The 20,192-nt window shown below is 70.0% G+C and carries 20 protein-coding genes; 14 read left to right on the forward strand and 6 right to left on the reverse strand.

Annotation, left to right across the window (positions count from 1 at the left end; all coding sequences use genetic code 11):
• Window position 1 precedes the first annotated feature (1 nt).
• On the forward strand, window positions 2–1,009 hold the full coding sequence (locus ACH413_RS08435) for a hypothetical protein (RefSeq protein WP_360033223.1): 1,008 nt from the start codon (window positions 2–4) through the stop codon (window positions 1,007–1,009).
• Here the strand turns inward: ACH413_RS08435 and ACH413_RS08440 are convergent.
• Window positions 1,006–1,836, reverse strand: coding sequence for an oxygenase MpaB family protein (locus ACH413_RS08440; protein WP_360033220.1), 831 nt, complete (start codon window positions 1,834–1,836; stop codon window positions 1,006–1,008). The genes ACH413_RS08435 and ACH413_RS08440 overlap by 4 nt on opposite strands.
• A 66-nt stretch (window positions 1,837–1,902) precedes the next feature.
• Window positions 1,903–4,764 (reverse strand): alpha-L-fucosidase, encoded by a 2,862-nt coding sequence (locus ACH413_RS08445; protein WP_360033832.1) that lies wholly within the window; start codon window positions 4,762–4,764, stop codon window positions 1,903–1,905.
• 193 nt (window positions 4,765–4,957) lie between these two features.
• On the opposite strand from ACH413_RS08445, the gene ACH413_RS08450 reads away from it, so the two are divergent.
• Entirely contained in the window at window positions 4,958–5,824 is an 867-nt protein-coding gene (locus ACH413_RS08450) for a DUF4231 domain-containing protein (RefSeq protein ID WP_360033217.1), read from the forward strand.
• An 18-nt stretch (window positions 5,825–5,842) separates the two neighbouring features.
• Here ACH413_RS08450 and ACH413_RS08455 read toward each other — a convergent pair whose 3' ends face one another.
• Complete coding sequence (locus ACH413_RS08455; RefSeq protein ID WP_319973078.1) at window positions 5,843–6,229, reverse strand: hypothetical protein; 387 nt, start codon at window positions 6,227–6,229, stop codon at window positions 5,843–5,845.
• A gap of 30 nt (window positions 6,230–6,259) precedes the next feature.
• On the opposite strand from ACH413_RS08455, the gene ACH413_RS08460 reads away from it, so the two are divergent.
• The 11 genes from ACH413_RS08460 to ACH413_RS08510 are packed head-to-tail and all read left to right on the forward strand — an operon-like array spanning window position 6,260 to window position 16,392.
• Window positions 6,260–6,805: an XRE family transcriptional regulator gene (locus ACH413_RS08460; protein ID WP_360033214.1), complete on the forward strand. Its 546-nt coding sequence runs from the start codon at window positions 6,260–6,262 to the stop codon at window positions 6,803–6,805.
• Window positions 6,806–6,832: 27 nt separating this feature from the next.
• Window positions 6,833–7,912, forward strand: a complete 1,080-nt coding sequence (locus ACH413_RS08465; protein WP_360033211.1) for an FAD-binding oxidoreductase — start codon at window positions 6,833–6,835, stop codon at window positions 7,910–7,912.
• On the forward strand, window positions 7,909–8,091 hold the full coding sequence (locus tag ACH413_RS08470) for a 2Fe-2S iron-sulfur cluster-binding protein (RefSeq protein WP_360033208.1): 183 nt from the start codon (window positions 7,909–7,911) through the stop codon (window positions 8,089–8,091). Before ACH413_RS08465 ends, ACH413_RS08470 begins: the two co-directional genes overlap by 4 nt.
• Window positions 8,088–9,278, forward strand: coding sequence for an FAD-dependent oxidoreductase (locus ACH413_RS08475; protein ID WP_360033205.1), 1,191 nt, complete (start codon window positions 8,088–8,090; stop codon window positions 9,276–9,278). The genes ACH413_RS08470 and ACH413_RS08475 overlap by 4 nt, the downstream gene beginning before the upstream one ends.
• Window positions 9,275–10,168 carry a dihydrodipicolinate synthase family protein gene (locus ACH413_RS08480; protein WP_360033202.1) on the forward strand — a complete coding sequence of 298 codons (894 nt, stop codon included), beginning with the start codon at window positions 9,275–9,277 and terminating at the stop codon, window positions 10,166–10,168. Before ACH413_RS08475 ends, ACH413_RS08480 begins: the two co-directional genes overlap by 4 nt.
• The gene (locus ACH413_RS08485; RefSeq protein ID WP_360033199.1) at window positions 10,165–11,157 is read left to right on the forward strand and encodes a proline racemase family protein; all 993 of its coding nucleotides are present in this window, start codon (window positions 10,165–10,167) and stop codon (window positions 11,155–11,157) included. Before ACH413_RS08480 ends, ACH413_RS08485 begins: the two co-directional genes overlap by 4 nt.
• 17 nt (window positions 11,158–11,174) lie before the next feature.
• On the forward strand, window positions 11,175–12,041 hold the full coding sequence (locus ACH413_RS08490) for a hypothetical protein (protein WP_360033196.1): 867 nt from the start codon (window positions 11,175–11,177) through the stop codon (window positions 12,039–12,041).
• The gene (locus ACH413_RS08495; RefSeq protein WP_360033193.1) at window positions 12,042–12,716 is read left to right on the forward strand and encodes a hypothetical protein; all 675 of its coding nucleotides are present in this window, start codon (window positions 12,042–12,044) and stop codon (window positions 12,714–12,716) included.
• 21 nt (window positions 12,717–12,737) lie between these two features.
• Window positions 12,738–15,182, forward strand: coding sequence for an ABC transporter permease (locus tag ACH413_RS08500; RefSeq protein ID WP_360033190.1), 2,445 nt, complete (start codon window positions 12,738–12,740; stop codon window positions 15,180–15,182).
• A 20-nt stretch (window positions 15,183–15,202) separates the two neighbouring features.
• The gene (locus tag ACH413_RS08505; protein WP_360033188.1) at window positions 15,203–15,778 is read left to right on the forward strand and encodes an ATP-binding cassette domain-containing protein; all 576 of its coding nucleotides are present in this window, start codon (window positions 15,203–15,205) and stop codon (window positions 15,776–15,778) included.
• The gene (locus tag ACH413_RS08510; RefSeq protein ID WP_360033185.1) at window positions 15,775–16,392 is read left to right on the forward strand and encodes an ATP-binding cassette domain-containing protein; all 618 of its coding nucleotides are present in this window, start codon (window positions 15,775–15,777) and stop codon (window positions 16,390–16,392) included. Before ACH413_RS08505 ends, ACH413_RS08510 begins: the two co-directional genes overlap by 4 nt.
• On the opposite strand, the gene ACH413_RS08515 is transcribed toward ACH413_RS08510, so the two are convergent.
• Both ACH413_RS08515 and ACH413_RS08520 read right to left on the reverse strand, forming a co-directional pair.
• Window positions 16,365–16,811 (reverse strand): Lrp/AsnC family transcriptional regulator, encoded by a 447-nt coding sequence (locus ACH413_RS08515; RefSeq protein ID WP_360033182.1) that lies wholly within the window; start codon window positions 16,809–16,811, stop codon window positions 16,365–16,367. The genes ACH413_RS08510 and ACH413_RS08515 overlap by 28 nt on opposite strands.
• Window positions 16,808–17,929, reverse strand: a complete 1,122-nt coding sequence (locus ACH413_RS08520) for a Xaa-Pro peptidase family protein (protein ID WP_360033179.1) — start codon at window positions 17,927–17,929, stop codon at window positions 16,808–16,810. Before ACH413_RS08520 ends, ACH413_RS08515 begins: the two co-directional genes overlap by 4 nt.
• A gap of 128 nt (window positions 17,930–18,057) precedes the next feature.
• Between ACH413_RS08520 and ACH413_RS08525 the strand changes: the two genes are divergently transcribed.
• Complete coding sequence (locus tag ACH413_RS08525; protein ID WP_360033176.1) at window positions 18,058–19,002, forward strand: 5'-3' exonuclease; 945 nt, start codon at window positions 18,058–18,060, stop codon at window positions 19,000–19,002.
• Here ACH413_RS08525 and ACH413_RS08530 read toward each other — a convergent pair.
• On the reverse strand, window positions 18,999–20,168 hold the full coding sequence (locus tag ACH413_RS08530; RefSeq protein ID WP_360033173.1) for a GNAT family N-acetyltransferase: 1,170 nt from the start codon (window positions 20,166–20,168) through the stop codon (window positions 18,999–19,001). The two genes, ACH413_RS08525 and ACH413_RS08530, sit on opposite strands and share 4 nt — an antisense overlap.
• Window positions 20,169–20,192 lie beyond the last annotated feature (24 nt).

Consider the following 20,192-nt stretch of genomic DNA (forward strand, 5'->3'; position numbering starts at 1 on the left):
TATGCGGAAAGCGCCTCTCGTTCTTCTCGTGTTGTCGTTCTTCGCCTTCCTGCCCGCTCCCGCCACCGCGGCCACCGAACTGCCCGGCGGCAAGGCGTACTTCGTCGTGTCGCGCGGCTCGTTCAAGACGGGCACGTCCAACTGGATGCGCCTGAGCGACTACACGTTCACGACCGACGGCAAGGTGCGAGCGCGCACCTATCTGTGGCAGCAGGCGAAACCGGTCGCACGTCAGGGCACCGGCACCACGCCCGACAGCTCGTGCTCGACCTCGTCGCCGACCGCTCCGCAAACCCTCGTGCGCTCCTGCCAAGTCATGACGGCCGGCGGCTTCACCTCGTCTCCGAACGAGTCGACCGCGGGCAACTACCGGCTGGACGGCGACCAGCTGCACATCACCTGGGACGTGCCGGGCTGGAACGAGCAGTGGGCCGTCGTCCCGAGTCCCGACGCCACGCTCGCCAGGCTGGACTTCCAGTCCAACGCCCTGGCCACCGCCGGATACGGCTACGGCAGCAACACCCCGCTGACCACCCGCCGCCAGATGGCGAGCGTGCAGTCGTTCCCCGGCAACCTGCGGCTGGAGTTCCACGGCTGGGACAAGGGCAACCCGGTCAGCAACGGCAGCGGGTTCAGCATCGGCCTGTACAAGACCTGCACCACCACCTCGTGGTGCCTCACCTACCGCCAGCCCGAGTCGGCCAACTCCTGCCAGGGCGGGAGCGGCTGCAAGGCGGGCGGGGACACGTCGATCCAGAACCACATCGTGCGCGTCTCGAACACCGACCGCCGCGACACGCACTGGCACTGGTGCAGCTGCCTGAGCATCAACTCGCAGGGCAAGGAAGAGTTCTGCTACAAGGGCAACTCCCACGTGAAGCCCATGCTCCAGATCCTCGACGACAACGGCCAGTTCCATGGCTGGGTGGGCGTAGAAGCCTCCTTCAGCCCGCAGAACAACCGCAACGACGACATGATCTCCGCGTTCCGCGTCGCCGACTTCCGCTAACCGGTCACCCACCGCAGGCCGCGCATCAACGCGTGGCCGGCGAACCGCACCCCGGTGGCCTCCGCGATCGGCAGGTAGGGCAGCCGCAACGGCACCCGAGCCCACACCGGCAAGGTGGCGACCGCGGTGGAGCTCAAGATCGCGTACGGCCCGCGCGCCAGCACCGGCAAGGGCGCCTTGAGCAGCAGGAACCTGGCCGCCTCCCGTGCCTCGGGCGTGCCTTTCAGCTCGGGCCGGTAGGAGGCGAGCGTCGCGTCGAGCTCGGCGGTGGTGCGCGGCGGGTCCGGAATGCCCATCGCGTCGGCGATGACGGCCATGTCGGCGACGTACCCGTCGTAGTCGTCGAGCGGCTTCTCGCCATAACGCTGATGGCAGCGCAGGAAGCTGTCGACCTCGGCCACGTGCACCCACGCCAGCAGGTGCGGGTCGTCGGCGCGATACTGCCGCCCGTCCGCCGCTGTGCCATGGATGTGCTGATGCACGCGCCCAAGCCGTTCAACGGCCTTGAGCGCGTCCTGGGTCGTGCCGTACGTGGTGACGCCGACGAACAAACTCGTGCGCTGCAACCGCCCCCACGGGTCGGTGAGGTAGTCGGAGTGCTGCGCGACCGCCGCCATCGCCAGCGGGTGCAACGACTGCAGCAGCAACGCCCGCAGCCCGCCGATGAACATGGCGTGATCAGCGTGGACGTGCCGGATCGGCCGGTCGTCGGCGAACAGGCGCGGACCGGGCGAGTCGTGGATCCGGCGTGCGTGTTTCGCCCGCTCCGGACCCGCGACCTTCTCGAACAGGCTCTCGCTCAGCTGCCGCCGCAGTGCCTCCAGCATCACTCCATGATGCGCGCCGGTCGCTGAGAAAGGCACCCCGCCGAGGCAGGGTGCCTTTCAGCCTGATCAGGCGAGCGCGATCTGGTCCAGATCGGGGGCGCCCGCGCCGTCGTTGCCGAACCTGATGGTGTTGGCGCCGGCGTTCAGCGACACCGGGATCTCGGCCACGTAAGGCGTGTTGTTGCCGACCCCGTCGAGCTTGACCTCGACCGGCGCGCCGCCGTTCACGGAGACGAAGTACGAGCGCGGCCCGTTCACCGTGAACTGGATGAACAGCTTGTAGGAGCGCGTCTCCGGCACGGTCACACCGGGGAAGGTCACCGACGCGTCCGCGCTGCCGCCGATGTTGCGCACCTTCTCCGCGCCCGAGCACGGGCCGCAGCTCGTCAGGCCGGTGCTGCCGAACTGGTTCGCCGAGTCCTCGGCCTCGCGCACGAACACGCGATCAGCCGGCCGGGTGCGCACCGGCACAGACCCGGAGACCTTGCGGTCGGAGCCGAGCAGCTGGAACGAGGCGACGACGGGAATGCTGACCGAACCCACGTCGGCCGGCGAGGTCGCGGTCCAGGTTCCTTCCAGCACACCGGCGAGGCGCATCGACGCACGCACAGCGGGCGCACCGGTCAGCGTCCAGCCCGCGGGCAGGACCGGGGCGAGGGACACGTTGTCGATCTGGTCGTCGGCGTCGAGGCGCAGCCGTGCGGTGATCTTCACGGACTGCTGTCCGGGCGCGACCCATTGCACGCCATGGGGTTCCACGGTCAGGGTCGTCTTCGGCGTGTAGTTCGACGGCGGCAGCCCGCCCACCGAGATCCGGTCCAGGCCGAGCTCGCCGGTGCCGGACACCTTCACCGTGTTGCGGCCCGCGTTCAACGGCACCGCGACCGACGTCGGGTCCGGCACGTCCGCTCGATCACGTGGCACCGCAACGGAAACCGGTGCCGCGCCGTTCACGGAGACCGAGACGACCGAGGACTCGGCGGACGTCAGGTCGAGCCGCAGGTCGTAAGTGCCAGCCGCAGCAACGGAAACATCGCGGAAGGTCACAGCGCCGCGTTCGCCGAGCCCGACCACCTGCCGCGTGCCGGAGCAGGCCGCGCAGAACTCGCCGTGCGCCGAACCCGACCGCGACGCGTCCTCGGCCTCCAAGGCGCCCGGCACACCGCGCGGATAGCTGTGGCCGACGCGGATCTCGTCGATCTTCAGTTGCTTGAAGTACACGGGAGCCTGCGGCCCGCCCCACGTGTTCAGCACGGTCAGCTTCAGGAACCGGGCCTCCTGCGACCCGATGTCGATGAACTGCGTTCCACGCGCCGAAGGCAAAGCCCCACTGCGCACGTGCCACCAGGAGCGGCCGTCAACAGACGCGGTCAGCTGATAGTCCTTGATACGTGAGGAATCCTCCGGCCGCCCGAACGACACACGGGCATGCGTGGGCGACGACTCGCGCTGGTTGATCGCGAGGAACGCGGCCGCACGACGACGCCCGAGATCCAAGGAGATCGAGACGGGCTGGGCGGCGCCGGCGTCCCAGTACGTCTCGTAGCTGCCATCCGTCAGATTCGAGGCCGGGAAGCCGCCGGAGGAAGACGTCGCCGAAGCCTTCACGCCGGTGTAGAAGCCTTGCTGCCCAGCGGTTTCCACGGCGAACACCGTGTCGTACTCGTCCCACGCCGTGATGCCCTGGATCGCCAGAAACCCGGCCGACTGAGAGAACCGCATCCGCGCGCCGGTCCGCAGATCACGAACAGAAGTGACGCGATATCCGTTGTCCCGCAGGCGAACGAAGTCGGCACGCGGCCGGGTGACGACGTGGACGTACTGCTTGCCGCTGGCGGGATTGATGGTGATCACGCCGTGCGCGCCGTCGTTCCAGAACCCCGGCTGCATGCCGCCGTACATGTACCCGGCGCCCTCTACGCCCTGGATCGACTCGCGGATCGGCGGCACCCACGAGGCCATGAAGTTGTTGTAAGTCTCTTGCTGCACAGGCATCCTGCCGTTCACCATCGGCGTCTCGGCCATCAGCGACTTGATCGACGAGCCCGCGTTGGTGATGTAGCGGCCGGTGTTCAGGCGCGTGTCGACGGCGTGGTTTCCGCCGTCGTACCACCAGTCCCCCGTGGTGGGCAGCTTGTAGCAGGCCTCGGACAGGCGCGGCATCGGCGTGAACGTCGCCGCCGGGTAGTCGTAGGACGGGAACATGCCGGTCTTCTGCTCGTTCGAGACCGTGTCCATGATCGGCGTGTCCTCGTTGTTGTTGCTCAGCAACCAGGTGGGCCGCAGCTGCCGGATCTGCTCGTAGAGCTTGTTGCGCTCCCAGTACTCGTTGTCGTTGTCGATCCAGAAGCCGGCGAGGTCGTCGTAGTTCTTCATCACCTCGAAGAACAGGTCGTAGCTGTACTTGCCGAAGCCTTCCCGCGTGGTCAGGTCGACCTGCTCGCCGCGATAGGCGGAGTACGCGGCCGAGTCGAGCATCTGCACGCCCTGCTCGCTGTGCCACTGCGGGTCGTCGGTCATGTAGAGGACGACCTTGACGCCCTTGGCCTTGCCCGCACGGACGAGTTCGCCGAGCAGATCGCGTTCGGTGGCACAGCTTCCGGGGACATGAGACGGCCACGGCCGCGCGTAGCCCAGCCGCGAGTGGAACGTCGCCAGCACGACGTAGGAGGCGCCGAGCTTGCGGGCCTCGTCGATCCAGTAGTCCGGGGTCCACCCGCCGCCGGTGACGTCGCGCTCCCACTCGGCGCAGTTCAGGTGCTTCGGGGCGGTGAACATGCCCCAGTGCAGGAACAACCCGGCGGTCGACTGCCGCAGCCACTCCTGTCTCGGGTGCTGCACCTCGGCTGGAGCGGCGCCTGGGGTGAGCAGGCCTGCGAGCAACGCGGCCACCACAGCCGCGCACCAACGACGTAGTCCCATGACCATCGCCTTCTCGTCCGGGGCGGCGGCGAGAAGATCCGATGATTGCAACCGGAACCAGGCGGGTCAAGGCCCATTCGCCCACCAGACACGAAGACTCATCGGAGCAATCCATGATCCAGCGCATGGTCAGCCGCCGCCGTGATAATCAGGCGTTTGGCTGCGCACGATCAACTTCGGCCAACGAGGACGGAACCGGATGAACGACGAGCACCTGCCCGGCTTCTACCACGACGCGGAGGCGGTCTCCCGGCTCGGACAGCGGCTCACCCTGCTGTTCAGCCGGGTGCGGCTGATCGGCGCGGTGGTCGCGGCGGTGGGCGGTGCGTTCAAGTGGCAGATCGGCGGCGGGGTCGACGTCTGGGCGTGGGTGGCACTGGGCGGTTTCCTCATCGCGCTGTTCGGCGAGCTGCTGCTGTGGGTGATGCACCCGGAGCTGAAGTGGAACGCGGGCCGCACCGTCGCCGAACGCGTGAAGTCGCTGGCCTGGCGCTACGCCGTGGCGGGCGACCCGTTCCACCGCATCGTCCAGAACCCGCGCGCGGAACTGGAGCTCGCCATCGCCGACGCGGTGCGGGAACACCGCAGGGAGGTCATGCTCACCAGCGCGAACGACAACGGCGAGCAGGTCATGACCGAACTGCGCACCGCGTCGTTCGACGAGCGCAGGACCGCCTACCGCGAGGCCCGCGTCCAGCCGCAGGTGCAGTGGTACCGCGACCGGTCCGCGATGAACGAGACCCGCGCGAACGTGTTCCGCGTCCTGATGATCGTCGGCGAGCTCGTCGCGATCGTCTTCGCCATCCTGCGCATCAACGGCGTCTGGGACGTCGACCTGTCCGGCGTGATGGCCGCGGCCGTCGCGGGCGGCGCGGCCTGGATCGGCCTGCGGCAGTACGAGAACCTCAGGGTCACCTACGCGGCCGCGGCCGGCGAGCTCGCGGACATCTACCAGCGGCTCCCCCACGTGCGGGAGAGCGACTGGGCCGCGGTGGTCGCCGAGACCGAGGCCGTGATCGGCAAGGAGCACGCCGCCTGGCTCGCGTCGCGGCCCAGCGCGACCTGAGCCAGGCGGAACGCGCCGTCAGCTGAGTGCTTCGACGACCTTGGTGACCATCGCCCGTTCCGCGGCAGCCACCTCGCCGTCCGCACCCGCCACCGAACGGCACATCTCCGACACGGCGGCGCGGAAGATCGCGACATCACGCGGTTCGTGGGCGTTGATGATCGCCACCGAGTCCCGCAGCGCGGCCAGGACACCCGACTCCACATCGGACGCCGAGCCCTTCGGCAACGAGGGCGGCGCGGCGGCGATGATGGCGCGCAGGTCGTCCGTGAGCAGGGTGATGGCCCTGACGCCGGCCTGGCTCTCCTCGTCGACCGAGCCGGGGTCCGCAGTGGACACCAGCACCATGGCACCGAAAACGGCCGTGCGGAGGGTCTGCCCCTCCGCCTCCGTGTACGCAGTCATGGGCGCAAGCCTATGCAACGATCAGTGGCTATGAGTGCGGGTCAGGTGCTTGGCGCCAACATCAGGGCGTTCCGTGAGCAGCGCGGGCTGTCGCTGTCGGAGCTCGCGCGGCGGTCGTCCATCGCCAAGGGCACGCTGTCGCAGCTGGAGAGCGGCGCCGGCAACCCGACGATCGAGACAGTGTTCAGTTTGTCGAACGCTCTGGACGTGCCCGTGTCGGAACTGGTGACCGCGCGGACGCCGCCGGAGGTCGTGCTGGTGCGCGCCCGCGACGTCGAGGTGCTCAGCAGCAACGCCGTCGACCTGCGTCTGATGCGGCGGATGGACATCGGGGACACCGTGCTGGAGATCTACGACCAGCGCGTCCGCCCCGGCGCCACGCAGACCAGCGAAGGGCACCCCGGCAGGGAACACGTGCTGGTCACGAGCGGTCAGCTGCGCGTGGGACCGGCGGACGAACCGTACGAACTGGGCCCCGGCGACTACGTCTGCTTCCCAGGTTCGATGCCGCACTCGTACGAGACCGTCGACGGTGAGGTCAGCTCGGTACTGGTGCTGGAGTACCCGAAGCACTAACGTTCATTCTATTGAACGGAGGTGGCGATGCAGCCGGACGTCGTGGTCATGGGCGCGGGCATCATCGGGGCGGCGTGCGCGCAGGCCCTGAAGGCACGCGGGCTGCGCGTTGTCATCGTCGACCGCCACGGACCGGCGTCGGGCACCAGCGCGGCCGGTGAGGGCAACGTCCTGGTCAGCGACAAGGAACCCGGCCCGGAACTCGACCTGGCCCGGGCGAGTCGCGACCTCTGGCCGGAACTGGCGGAAGACGCCGAATGGGAGGAGAAGGGCGGACTGGTCGTCGCCACGACTCCCGAGGCGGTCGTGCCGCTGCAGTCCTTCGCCGCGAAGCAACGAGCCGCGGGCGTCGACGCCTGCGAGATCAGCACCGCCGACGCGCTGACCCACGAGCCGCACCTCAACCCGGAGATCACCGCCGCCGTCCACTACCTCCAGGACGCGCAGCTCAACCCGGTCAGGGCGACCCGAAGCCTGCTGCGCGGCATCGAGGTCAGACGCGCCGAGGTGTCCGCGACGGACGGCCGGTCAGTGACCACCCCGGACGGCGCGATCAGCTGCGGCGCGGTCGTGAACGCCACCGGCCCGTGGGCGAGGAACTTCGGCGTCAACGTGCTGCCCCGGCGCGGCGTGGTGCTGGTGACCACGCCGATCCCCGGCACCATCCGGCACAAGGTCTACGACGCGGACTACGTCGGCGCGGTCGCGAGCGGCGACGCGGACCTGCAGACGTCCGGCGTCGTCGAGTCGACCCAGGCCGGCACCGTGCTGATCGGGTCGAGCCGCCAGCGCAAGGGCTTCGACGACACGATCGAGAGCAGGGTGCTCAAAGCGTTGGCGCTCAAGGCGATCGCGCTCTTCCCGATGCTGACGAACGTCCCGGTCATGCGCGCGTACGGCGGTTTCCGCCCGTACGCGCCGGACCATCTGCCGATCATCGGCGAGGACCCCCGCATGCCCGGCCTGTGGCACGCCACGGGTCACGAGGGCGCGGGCGTCGGTCTCGCCCCGGCGACCGGGCGGCTGCTCGCTCAACTGCTCACCGGCGAGTCCCCGCTGGTCGATCCCCACCCGTTCCGCGTGGACCGGCCGGAGGTGATGGTGTGAAGGTGACGTTCAACGGGCTGCCGCGCGAGGTCGCGCACGTCGCGGAGTTGTTGCCAGGCAGGTTCTTCTGCGGCATCGGCGTGTGCTTCGGCTGCGTCGCGGAGATCAACGGGGTGCCCGAGGTCCGCGCGTGCCGCCACCCGTTGCGCGACGGCGACGTGATCAGGACGACGTCATGAGGGTCGTGGTCGTGGGAGCGGGACCGGCCGGGATGGCCGCCGCCAGGACCGCCGCCGACGCGGGCGCCGAGGTCGTGCTGGTCGACTCGGAACCGGAGGCCGGCGGCCAGTACCTGCGCGGCCGGGCGAAGTTCGGCCACGCAGGGGTCACGCACCTCAAGAACACCGAGGCCTGGCTGGTGGAGGGGAACACCCTTCATCTGCGCGGGCCGCAGCAACTGCGGTTCGACTCGTTGGTCATCGCCACCGGCGCCTACGACCGGCCGCTCCCCTTCCCCGGCTGGGACGGCCCCGGCGTGATCACCGCGGGCGCCGCCCAGGCACTCGCGAAGCAGGGCGTCACGCTGGCCGAACGCGTGATCGTCGCGGGCACCGGCCCGTTCCTGCTGCCGGTCGCGACCGCGCTGCAGGACCTCGGCGCCACGCTCGTCGGCGTCTACGAGGCCTCCTCCCCCACCAAGTGGCTCCGTGAGGCCAAGGCGATCGCCGCGAACCGGCACAAGATCGGTGAACTCGCGAGCTACCGGAAAGTGCTGCCACGCCTGGAAACCCGCACCGCCGTGATCGCCAAGCAGGGTGACCGGGTGACCGTCGCGAAGCTCGACAGCCAGTGGCGTCCGGTCAGCCACCGCACCGTGCAGGCCGACCTCGTCTGCATCGGCTACGGCTTCCTGCCCCGCACCGACCTCCTACCGAACGCCCGCCGCACCAACGACTTCTACGACGTCGACGACCACCAGCGGACGTCGGTCGAGCACGTCTACGCGGCCGGTGAGGTCACCGGCATCGGCGGCGCCGACCTCGCCGAGGCCGAAGGCGTCATCGCCGGAGCCTCAGCGGCAGGACAGAAGCCTCCGCAGAAGGCCGTAGAAGCCGTGCGCAAGGGGCGGTTGTTCGCCCAGGCCCTGGCCAGAGCGCACGCCGTTCAACCGGGCTGGCAGACGTGGCTGGACCCGGACACCACGGTGTGCCGCTGCGAAAAGGTCAGCCTCGAAGACCTCTGCACAGCCACGAGCATGCGCGAACTGAAGCTCACCTGCCGCGTCGCGATGGGCCGCTGCCAGGGCCGCATCTGCGCCCGCAACGCCGACGAACTCACGGGTGTCCCGTTCGACGGCCAACGCCGCGTGATCGCAGTCCCGATCCCCCTAGGCGAACTCGCCACGCTCCCAGAGGAGATGTCATGACCGAACGCCTCGACGGCGTCATCGTCGCCACCGCGCTCCCCTACGCGGAGGATCCCAGCGCACCGGCCGGACTGCGCCCCGACCTCGACAAGTTCGCCGAGCACTGCCGGTGGGTCGTCGAGAACGGCTGCCGCGGCGTCGGCCCTAACGGTTCGCTGGGCGAGTACTCGTCGCTGACCGACGCGGAACGCCGTGAGGTCGCCCAGACCGCCATCGCCGCGGTCAAGGGCCGCGGAATCGCGGTCATCGGCGTGCACGGCGTGGGCGCCCACCAGGCCCGGCACTGGGCCGAACTGGCCGCCGAGGACGGCGCGGACGGCGTGCTGTGCCTGCCGCCGACCATGTACCGGGCCAACCGCGGCGAGGTCGTGCACCACTTCCGCGAGGTCGCGAAGGCCGGGCTGCCGATCATGGTCTACAACAACCCGATCGACACCAAGGTCGACCTCACGCCCGACCTGCTCGCCGAGATCGGCCAGATCGAGAACGTCGTGGCGGTCAAAGAGTTCTCCGGCGACGTCCGGCGCGTGCTGGAGATCCGCGCGGCCGCCCCGCACCTCACCGTCGTGGCAGGCGCGGACGACGTCGTGCTGGAGAGCCTGCTGATGGGCGCGACGGGCTGGTTCGCGGGCTACCCCAACGTCTTCCCGGCCGAGTCCACCCAGCTCTTCAATCTGGCGCTGGAAGGCAAGCTCGACGAGGCCCGCCACCTCTACGAAAAGCTCGTGCCGGCGTTCCGCTGGGACTCGCGCACCGAGTTCGTGCAGGCCATCAAGCGTTCGATGGACTACGTCGGCCGCTACGGCGGACCGTGCCGTCCCCCGCGCGGCCCGCTGAGCCCCGAACAGCTCGCCCAGGTCGACGCCGACATGAAGCTGGCGACGTCGTGAGGTTCGCGAAGTACTTCAGCGCCGTCGACTCGCACACCGAGGGCATGCCGACGCGGGTCATCACCGGTGGCGTCGGCGTGATCCCCGGCGAGACCATGGCCGAGAAGCGGCTGAACTTCATCAAGAACCACGACCACATCCGGAAACTGCTGGTCAACGAGCCGCGCGGGCACGCGGCCATGAGCGGCGCGATCCTGCAGCCGCCGACCCGCCAGGACGCGGACTGGGGCGTGCTGTTCATCGAGGTCTCCGGCCTGCTGCCGATGTGCGGGCACGGCACGATCGGCGTCGCGACGGTGCTGGTCGAGACCGGCATGGTCGAGTTGACAGAACCTGTCACGACCGTGCGCCTGGACACCCCGGCCGGGCTGGTGCTCGCCGACTACGACACCCGCACGAAGCTCGTGACGATTCGCAACGTCCCGGCGTACGCGCACGAGCTGGACGCCGTCGTCACCGTGCCCGGACTCGGCGAAGTGCGCTACGACATGGCGTACGGCGGCAACTTCTACGCGATCGTGCCCCTGGCGGACCTGGGCATCCCGTTCGATCGCGTGGAAAAGGACCGAATCCTGGCCGCCGGTCTGTCCATCATGGACGAAATCAACTCGGCGAACCGGCCGGTGCACCCCGTGGACCCGTCGATCGGCGGGTGCAAGCACGTCCAGTTCACCGCACCCGGCCAGGACGGCGCCGACGCCCGCAACGCGATGGCGATCCACCCCGGCTGGTTCGACCGATCACCCTGCGGCACAGGCACTTGCGCCCGAATGGCCCAGCTGCACGCACGAGGCCTGCTCGGAATCGGTGAAGACTTCGTGAACGAGTCGTTCATCGGGACGAGGTTCATCGGCCGGCTGCTGGAAGAGGTCCAGCTGGGTGACCGCACGGCCGTCGTGCCCACAGTGGCCGGTCGGGCGTGGATCACTGGCATGGGTCAATACTTGTTGGACGAGACCGATCCGTTTCCTGAGGGATTCACGTTGTAGTCACTACAGTCATGCGCGTGACAACGACGCCCAGTCTGGAAGCGCTGCTGCGCATCGGACCGTTCCACTCGGCACTGCGCGCGGCCATCCGCCGGCGTGGCCTGACGCTGGAACGGCTGCGGCTACGCCTGGCACAACAGGACGTGGCGGTGGCGTTGTCCACGCTGAGCGACTGGCAGCAGGGCCGGGTGCGGCCGAACTCCCCGAAGTCGCTCAGGGCCGTCTCGGTCCTGGAAGAGCTGCTGGAGGTGCCGCCCCGCGCGCTGCGGACCCTGCTCGAGCACACCGGCCCGAGCGGCTGGCCGGACGTCGTGCCCGGCATGATGCCCGGCTTCAACGCGAACGACCTGGAGATCCTCTCCCGGCACGACAGGGTGTTCGTGGACGCCGCCCGGCACGCGTCCCGGGTCGACGCGCAGGTGGTCGTCCGGGCACGTCGTGACGGCGTCGACCGCTTCTACGCGCACTACTTCTGCGACGACTCGGTGGAGACGGCGGAGGTGCGGCAGGAGCCCGTCCGCAACTGCCGTCTCGGCCGGTCCACGCGGAACGAGACCGAGCGCGTGGTCGTGGACGAGCTGCTGTTCGACAAGCCGTTGCTGGAAGGCGAGACCTGGGTCTTCGAGTACACCGCGCACGACCCGACGCGGCTGGACAGCATCGAGTACGCGCACGGCGTGCGGTGCTTCCTCGCGCAGAGCCTGATCGAGGTGCACTTCGACCCGGCCGCGCCGCCCGTCGACCCGCACGTCTACCTCCAGGACTGGGAGGAGCCGCAACCGCACCGGACGATCGACCTGGAACCCGACCACACGAACTCCGTGCACCACTTCGAGACTGATGTGTCGGTGAACTGGGTAGGTATCCGCTGGAGGTGGGCGTAGATGATCACTACCGACTTCGTGCCCGGAGCGCCTGCCTGGCTCGATCTGGGCACGTCCGACGAGGCCGCCGCGGCGGAGTTCTACGGGCGCGTGCTCGGCTGGGGCTACCAGCCGCTCGACACCCCGGGCACCGGCGTGTTCACCCACGCGGGCCTGACGGTCGCGGGGCAGGTGCCCTCGCAGTCCGGTTCGTGGACCGTCCACTTCGCCGCGTCCGGCGCGGAACCGGCGGCCGACGTCCGGCTGACCGATCCGCACGGCGGCGAGTTCGGCGTGTGGCAGGCGGGAGAACGCCCCGGGATCGGCGCGGTGTCGATCCCGGGATCGCTGACGTGGCTCGAACTCCACTCCCCCGCGCCCAGCGCGTCCGCGGCCTTCTACCGGTCGCTGTTCTCGTGGGAGATCGAGCTGATTCCGGGTGCGCCCGGCCAGTTCCTGCGGCCGGCGGGCGCGGGAACCGGGCGGCTGTTCGGCGCGATCGTCGCGGACACGCAGGCGTTCTGGTTGCCGTACTTCGAGGTGGCCGATGTGGATCAGACCGCGGCCTCCGCGCCGGTGCTGCTCGCACCCCACGACCTGGACGGGGTCGGCCGGATCGCGGTGCTCGTCGACCCGTTCGGAGCGCGGTTCGGGGTCATGCGTTCCGTTACCGTCGAAAGCCTCCCAAATTCCTGAGTCGCCGGTTAGCGTGCGCAGGTGCAGTTGCCGTGGAGAGCCGCGCCCAGGGCCGCGCTGTCGAGTCCGCTCACGTTGCTGGTGAGCATCGCGACGACGTTGCTGCTGGGCTTCGTGGTGGCCGCGGCCGCACTGCACTCCTCAGCGGCGGGCAGTGCCGCTCTCGCCTACCAGCAGGGCCGGATGTGCCCGCATTCCGTGCATCCGTCGCTGGACGGGGACGGGATGCCGCTGGCGGCGGCCGTCGAGATGGCGGCGCGCAGCGACCTGGGCGCCGCCTACACACCGATCGGCCGGCCCGACTTCAACGGCCTCGCGACCTACGGCCGCTTCGGTCATCGGCCGGACGCGCTGCGGCACCTGACCGTCGTGCAGGGCGGTGGCACCGGGTTGTGGGTGCCGCAGACGATCGCCACGGCCGCTCGGGTGAAGGTCGGCGACCGGCTGACCGGGTCGTCGCTGGTGGTGACCGCGATCTACGCCGACCTCACCCAGCCCGTGTCCGGGTGGTGGTGTTCCGAGGCGAAGTCCGTGGTGCCGAACCCGCTGGGCGGTGACGGCGCCAGCACGTCGGTGATCTGGGTGGCCTCCTCCTCGGACCTCGCGCTGCTGCCGCCGGAGTTCACGGAGTACGCCACGGTGTCGCTGCGCTTCCCGGTCGAGCCACCGGCGACGCTCGCCGAGGCGGAGACGCTGCGGGACAACGGCAACGCGCGGCTGGCGTCGCTCGGGCTGTCGCTGACGCGGACCGACCTGCTGACCGGGGCGATCACGGCGGCCCGCACCGCGGAGCGCAACGTCTCGTCCGCGCTGCTGCCGTTGGTGATCATCAGCGTGCTGGTCGGGCTCGCGGGTGTGGGCACCGTGACCGTGCAGTGGGCGCAGCGCCGGCTTTCCGAGCTGCGGCTGCTGTGGGTGCGTGGGGCGAGTCCGTTGTCCCTGGGTTTTCGCGGCGTGCTGGAACTGGGGTTGCCGCTGGTCCTGGGCGGTCTGCTCGGACTGGTGGCCGCGCGGCTGCTGTTGCCGTTGTACGCGCCTGGGGTCGTGCTGGCGTCCGGAACGCTCTGGGTGGCGCTGGGTTTCGTGCTGGCCGTGGTGGTGCTGAGCCTGGCGGTGACCGTGCTCGTGGCGGCCTGGCGAGCGCACCGGACGTTCCAGGCCCGGGCCCGGACGCGGCGGCTTTCGCTGGTGCCGTGGGAACTGGTCGTCGCCGGACTGGCCGTGCTGGCGTGGGTTCGCCTGTCCCACAACGGGTTGGGCACGGCGTTGAAGTCGGGCACGCTGCCGCGCGTCGACGTGGCCGCGCTGGCGTTCCCACTGCTCGTGGTGCTGGCGGCGGCGTTGCTCGCGACCCGGCTGCTGCGGTGGTCACTGGGCTGGTCGCACCACGTGCAGTGGTGGCGGGTGCCGGCCGCCCAGCTGGCGGTGCGCCGCCTGGCCGCGGCCACCGGTCCCGTGACCGGTGTGCTGCTGGTGGGTGTGCTGGCGGTCGGCACCATCGCGGTCGGCAGCGCGGTGGCGGGTGCGCAGCAGTCGGCGCTGGACTCGAAGTCGGGCGTGTTCGTCGGCGCCAACAGCACGGTCCAGGTGTCGCAGGACATCGCGCTCGGCCGGGTCGCGCTGCCGTCATCGTTGCGGGGCAACACCACTCTCGTCGGCGTGAGCACCGGTGCGTTGGTCGTGGACCCTGTGACCTTCACCGACGCCGCCGTTCTGAACGACGCCGCGTCGGTGCGTTCGCTGCTCTCGGGGTTGCGGCGGGACGGTGAGATCGCGCAGGCCGTGCGCATCGGCCGTTCGGCGAACCAGGAGATCCAGGTCCCCGGCCTGCCGTTGCTCAAGCCCGTGGCGTCGCTGCCGTCGTTCCCGAAGCTCGGCACGCGCGGTTACGTGGTCGCCCGCGACTCGGTGCCCGCCGCCGAACAGGTCGGCTCGTGGCACCTGTGGTCGTCGCTTCCGTTGTCCGCCTTGACTTCCGCCCTGCAGGCCGAGGGCATCCACTACACGAACGTCGCCGACCGCGCCCGCGTGCTGGACGGCCTGCCGTTCCTGACCGTCGAGTGGACGTTCGGCTTCGTGGCGGCGATCGGCGTAGTCCTGGCCGTGGTCGCCGCCGTGGCACTGCTGCTGGCCGTCGAGGTCCGCCGCCGGCAGAACGCCGTCTCCGGCGCGCTGTCGACCCGCATGGGCATGCGCCCGTCCGTGCTGTGGTCGAGTCATCTCCTGGAAGTGGGCGCGCTGGCGTTGCTGGCACTCGGGATAGGCTCGGTGGCCTCGTTCATGAGCGCGGGAGCGGCCGTACCGCGCCTGGATCCCGCGCCGTGGCTGAACCCGGCCCCGATGCTGCCGGACCTGGTGCCGTTGCTGACTTCTATGGTGACGTGCGGCGCCCTGGTGGTCGTCGTGGCGGCCTGGCTCGCGTTGCGCGGTGTGCGCACCGCACGGATGGGAGAACTGCTCAGGTGATTCGCGCTTGTGGCGTAGGGGTGTCCTACGGTTCCGTGCGCGCCGTCGCGGACATGTCGTTGTCGATCGCGCCCGGCCTCACCGTTCTGTCCGGACCTTCCGGGTCTGGCAAGTCGACACTGCTGCGCGTGCTCTCGCTGATCGAACGTCCGTCCCTGGGCGAGGTGTTCGTGCACGACGTGCCGACCTCGTCGCTGTCGTGGACGCAGCTGCGGGCGTTGCGGCGCAAGGAGATCGCCGTGGTGTTCCAGAACCCGGCCGACAACCTGATCGCGCACCTGACCGTCGGCGAGAACCTCCGCGCGGCCGGTGCCGAGGACTTCTCGCTGCTGGACCAGCTCGGGCTGGGCGGGTCCGCGACCTGGCGAATCGGTGCTCTCTCCGGTGGGCAGCAACAACGTCTGGCGTTCGGGTGCGCCATCGCCCGTGGCGCTTCGGTCGTGATCGCCGACGAACCGACCTCGCAGCTCGACGTGAAGTCCGCCGATCTCGTGCTGGAGATCCTGGAGTCCTTGCCGGTGCCCGCTGTGGTGGCGTCGCACGACCCGCGGCTCGTGTCGCTGGCGGACCTGTGCATCCCGCTGGCCGCGTCATGATCCGGGCGGACGGCGTGCACCGGACCTTCGGTGGTGTCTCCGTGCTGCGCGGGGTGGATCTGGCCGTCGCTGCCGGTGAGCTGGTCACCCTGAGCGGGCCGTCCGGGTCCGGGAAGACGGCTTTGCTGTCCCTGTTGTGCGGGTTCGACTTCCCGGACAGCGGGTCGGTGCTGCCCGGACTGGCTTCGTGGTCCGCCTGCGCGGTTCTGCCGCAGTCGCTCGGGCTGGCGTCCGAGCTGACGCTGGAGGAGAACGTCGCGCTGCCGCTGCGGCTGGCGGGGCGCGAGGTGGCCGGGGTCGCGGAGTTGCTGGCGGAGCTGGGGATCTCCGGGCTGGGTGCCCGGTATCCGGGGCAGGTCTCGTTCGGGCAGCAGCAGCGGGCGGCGCTGGCACGCGCTGTCGTGGCGCGGCCGTCGGCGTTGCTCGCGGACGAACCGACCGCGCACCTGGACGCCGTGAGCGCTGTGGCGGCCGTGGGGCTGCTGCGGCGGGTCGCCGACGAGGGCGCCGCGGTGCTGATCGCCACGCACCACGACGCCGTGCACGCCGTCGCCGACCGAGTGCTGCTGCTCGCCGACGGACAGGTTCAGACCGCCGGAGGCCTGTCCTCGTAAGGCGTGGACAGCACGACCGTCGTCCGCGTCGAGACGTTCGCCGACTCCCGGATCTTCTGGAGGAGCTCCTCCAGCGCGACCGGCGAGGCGACGCGGACCCGCAGGACGTAGGACGCGTCGCCCGCCACCGAGTAGCAGGCCTCGATCTCCGCGAGGTGCTCGAGGCGCTTCGGGTAGTCGTCCGGCTCGGCGGGGTTGATCGGGAACAGCGAGATGAACGCGGACATCGGCAGGCCGATCTCGGTGCCGTCCAGCCGGGCCGCGTAGCCCTTCACGATGCCGCGCTGTTCGAGGCGCTTCACGCGTTGGTGCACGGCCGACACGGACAGGCCCACGCGCTCGGCGAGGTCGGTGAAGCTGCACCGGCCGTCCGAGGCGAGTTCCTTCAGTATCGCTCTGTCGATCTGCTCGAGGGTCAAAGCACCACCAGGTCGTGAGGTCGGTTGTTGAAGGACTCGACGCCGTCCGGGGTGGCGACCACGATGTCCTCGATGCGCGCGCCCCAGCGGCCGGGCAGGTAGATGCCGGGCTCCACGCTGAAGGCCATGCCCGCTTCGAGCGGCAGGGAGTTGCCGCTGACGATGTAGGGCTCCTCGTGCACGTCCAGGCCGATGCCGTGGCCGGTGCGGTGCACGAAGTACTCGCCGAAGCCCGCGTCGGTGATGACCTTGCGGGCTACGGCGTCGATCTCCTCACAGGTCACGCCAGGCTTCACGGCGTCCACCGCGGCCTGCTGCGCCGCCTGGAGCACCGCGTAGGTGTCCCGGACGTCGTCGTAAGTGGGCTCGCCCATCACGTAGGTGCGGGTCGAGTCGGAGTTGTAGCCCTCGGCGACCGGGCCGCCGATGTCGATGACGACGACCTCGCCCGCCTGCACCACGCGGTCGGAGTCGCGGTGGTGCGGGGACGCGCCGTTCGGGCCGGAGCCGACGATCACGAAGTCGGCGACGGTGTGGCCTTCCTCGACGATCGCGGCGGCGATGTCCTTGGCGACCTCACGCTCGGTGCGGCCGACCCGCAGGAACTCGCCCATGCGCGCGTGCACGCGGTCGATCGCGGCACCGGCCTTGCGCAGGGCGTCGATCTCGGCGGTGTCCTTGCGCATGCGCAGCTCGCGGATGATCGGCCCGGCCAGCGACTGCTCGCCGCCGATCGCGTGGCCGAGCTTGATGGTGTGCAGCGCGGGCATCATGTCCGCGACCGCCGTGCGGGTGCCCTTCAGCGCGTCCTTGACCAGCGCGTACGGGTCCTCGCCGTCGACCCAGGTGACGACCTCGACGCCGAGTTCGTCCGTGGGGATGGCCGCGTAACCCGGCTGCTCCAGCTTCGGCACGACCAGCCTCGGCGTGCCGCCCACCGGCAGCGCGAGGCAGGTGAGGCGCTCGAACGAGTCGCCACCGGCGCCGATCAGGTACCGCAGGTCCGAGCCGGGCGAGATGAGGAGGGCGTCGACGCCCGCCTGCTCGGCGGCGGCGGTGGCGCGGTCAAGCCGCGCACGCAGCGCGGACACGTCGATGGGCCCGGTGATCGTTGCCATGGTCGAAATCCTAGTGCGTGGACCGCAATGCCCGCCGCACGCCTTCGGCACTCAGCAGGACACCTCACGGGAGCGCTGAACGCGTCCGGCAAGCGTCAGCGGTCCACGCACGAGTAGTTTGTCCACTCGTGAGCTCTCCCCTGGTGCTGCTCGACTCCGCGAGCCTCTACTTCCGGTCGTACTACGCGCTGCCGGACTCGATGACGGCGCCCGACGGCACGCCGGTGAACGCCGTGCGCGGGTTCGTCGACACGATCGCCCGCGTCATCACCGAACGCGGCGCGGCCCGGCTGGTCGCCTGCCTCGACGCCGACTGGCGGCCCGAGTTCCGGGTCAAGGCGCTGCCGTCCTACAAGGCGCATCGCGTCGCCGAGGGCGCCACCGACGGGTCCGAGGAGGTCCCGGACACGCTGACGCCGCAGATCCCGATCATCCTCGACGTGCTCGACGCCGCCGGCATCTGCACCGGCGAGGCGGCGGGTTACGAGGCCGACGACGTGATCGGCGCGCTCGCCCACCACGAGAAGAAGTCCCGCGTCGAGGTGGTGACGGGCGACCGCGACATGTTCCAGGTCGTGCGCTTCGACCCCACGCCCGTGCACGTCGTCTACGTCGGCCGCGGCTGGAACAAGGCCGAGGTCCTCGGTCCGGAGGAACTGGCCACCAAGTACTCGCTGCCCGTCGAGAACGCGGGTTCCGCGTACGCCGACATGTCCGTGATGCGCGGCGACCCGTCCGACGGCCTGCCGGGCGTCGCGGGCATCGGCGAGAAGACCGCGGCGAAGCTCATCACCGAGTTCGGCTCGCTCGACGCCGTCCTCAAGGCCGTGACGGACCCGATGGACCGCAAGCTCACCACCAAGGCCCGCAACGCCCTCATCGCGGCCGAGGACTACCTGGCGGTGGCACCCCTGGTCGTCCGCACGGCGCTGGACGCCCCGGTCGTCCTGGACCGCTCCGACGAGGTGCCGCGCGTGCCCGCCGACCCCGAGCGGCTGCGTGAGCTCACGCAGCGCTGGGGCCTCGGCAGTTCGGTGCCGCGCCTGGTGAACGCGATGGAGCGGCGCGGCTAGAAGAAGGTCGAGCAGAGCGGTGCGACGGGGACGGCGAACAACGCGTCGGCCTCGTCGAACCGCGAGCCTTCGATCCGCTTGGCGGCCGCGAGGTCCGAGAACCTCGTGTCGCCGAGGTAGACGGCTCCGAGCAGGTCGGCGGGGATCGTGATGTCGGCGGGGCCGTCGACGCGTTCGGCACCGTCCGGAGACACGCGGTAGCTGCCGTCGTTCGCGGGCAGCAGACTGTCGCGTACCTCGATGACGACGGGCTCGGCGACGCCGTAGGTGCGGGCGGCGAGCATGCGCGGCACGTCCACCAGCCGCAGCCAGATCTGGTCGAAGACGTCCTTCGTGTACACGACCCGCGGGTCCTCGAACAGCCAGTTCACCGGGTCGTCGAGGGCGGCGTCGACGTTGATCTCGTCGATCAGGTCCAGCCGCGTCAGGTAGATCCAGAGGTCGCGCCACGCGTCGGCGTTGGCCCACGCGAAGTCCTCGATCTCCATGTTGTGCTTGAAGTCCTTGTCCTCGGACACCTTGTAGCACACGTAACCGTCGTCGCCGTCCGGTCCACTGTGGACGACGGTGACCACGTTCTCGGCCGCGCCCTTGCGCTCCTGGTGGATCGCCCACCAGCCGGCCCAGCGGGAGATCTGACCAGGACGGTCGAGCCCGAACGTGGCGTGCAGCTCCGGCACCAGCTTGTCCGAGGTGTCGGGGTCCACCATCCGCACGCGTCCGACCGGCGAGCCCGGGATCACGGCCTTGCGCGCGTCGATCCGCAGGAACCGCACCCGCCCGGCGAGCCCGTACCCGAAACGGCCGTAGATGCGGCCCTCCGACGCACGCAAAGTCGCGACGGGATCCGACAGCGTCGAGAGTTGCTCGCGCATCAAGGCGCTCAGCACGCCACGGCGCGTGTAGTCCGCACGAACCCCCACGCGCGACACGGCGGCGTGCGGTACGACGGCGCCACCGGGCACCACCATCGAGCCACCGAAGGTCTGCGTCGTGCCGACCATCTCGTCGCCCTCGAACGCGGCATGCGTCCGGCCGGGCTCGTAGGTCTGCCGGATGATCTCCCACTTGTCGTCCTCGGCCGGACTCCAGTGCATCGCACGGCGGAAGAGCCCGTGGTGGGCGCGATACTGCGCTTCGTCGGTGAGAACGCGGATGTCGGTCACGCCCGCGATCCTGGCTCAGCGGGC

Origin of the sequence: Lentzea sp. NPDC020367 (genome assembly GCF_044387305.1) — a bacterium.
In the GTDB taxonomy this organism is placed as follows: domain Bacteria; phylum Actinomycetota; class Actinomycetes; order Mycobacteriales; family Pseudonocardiaceae; genus Lentzea.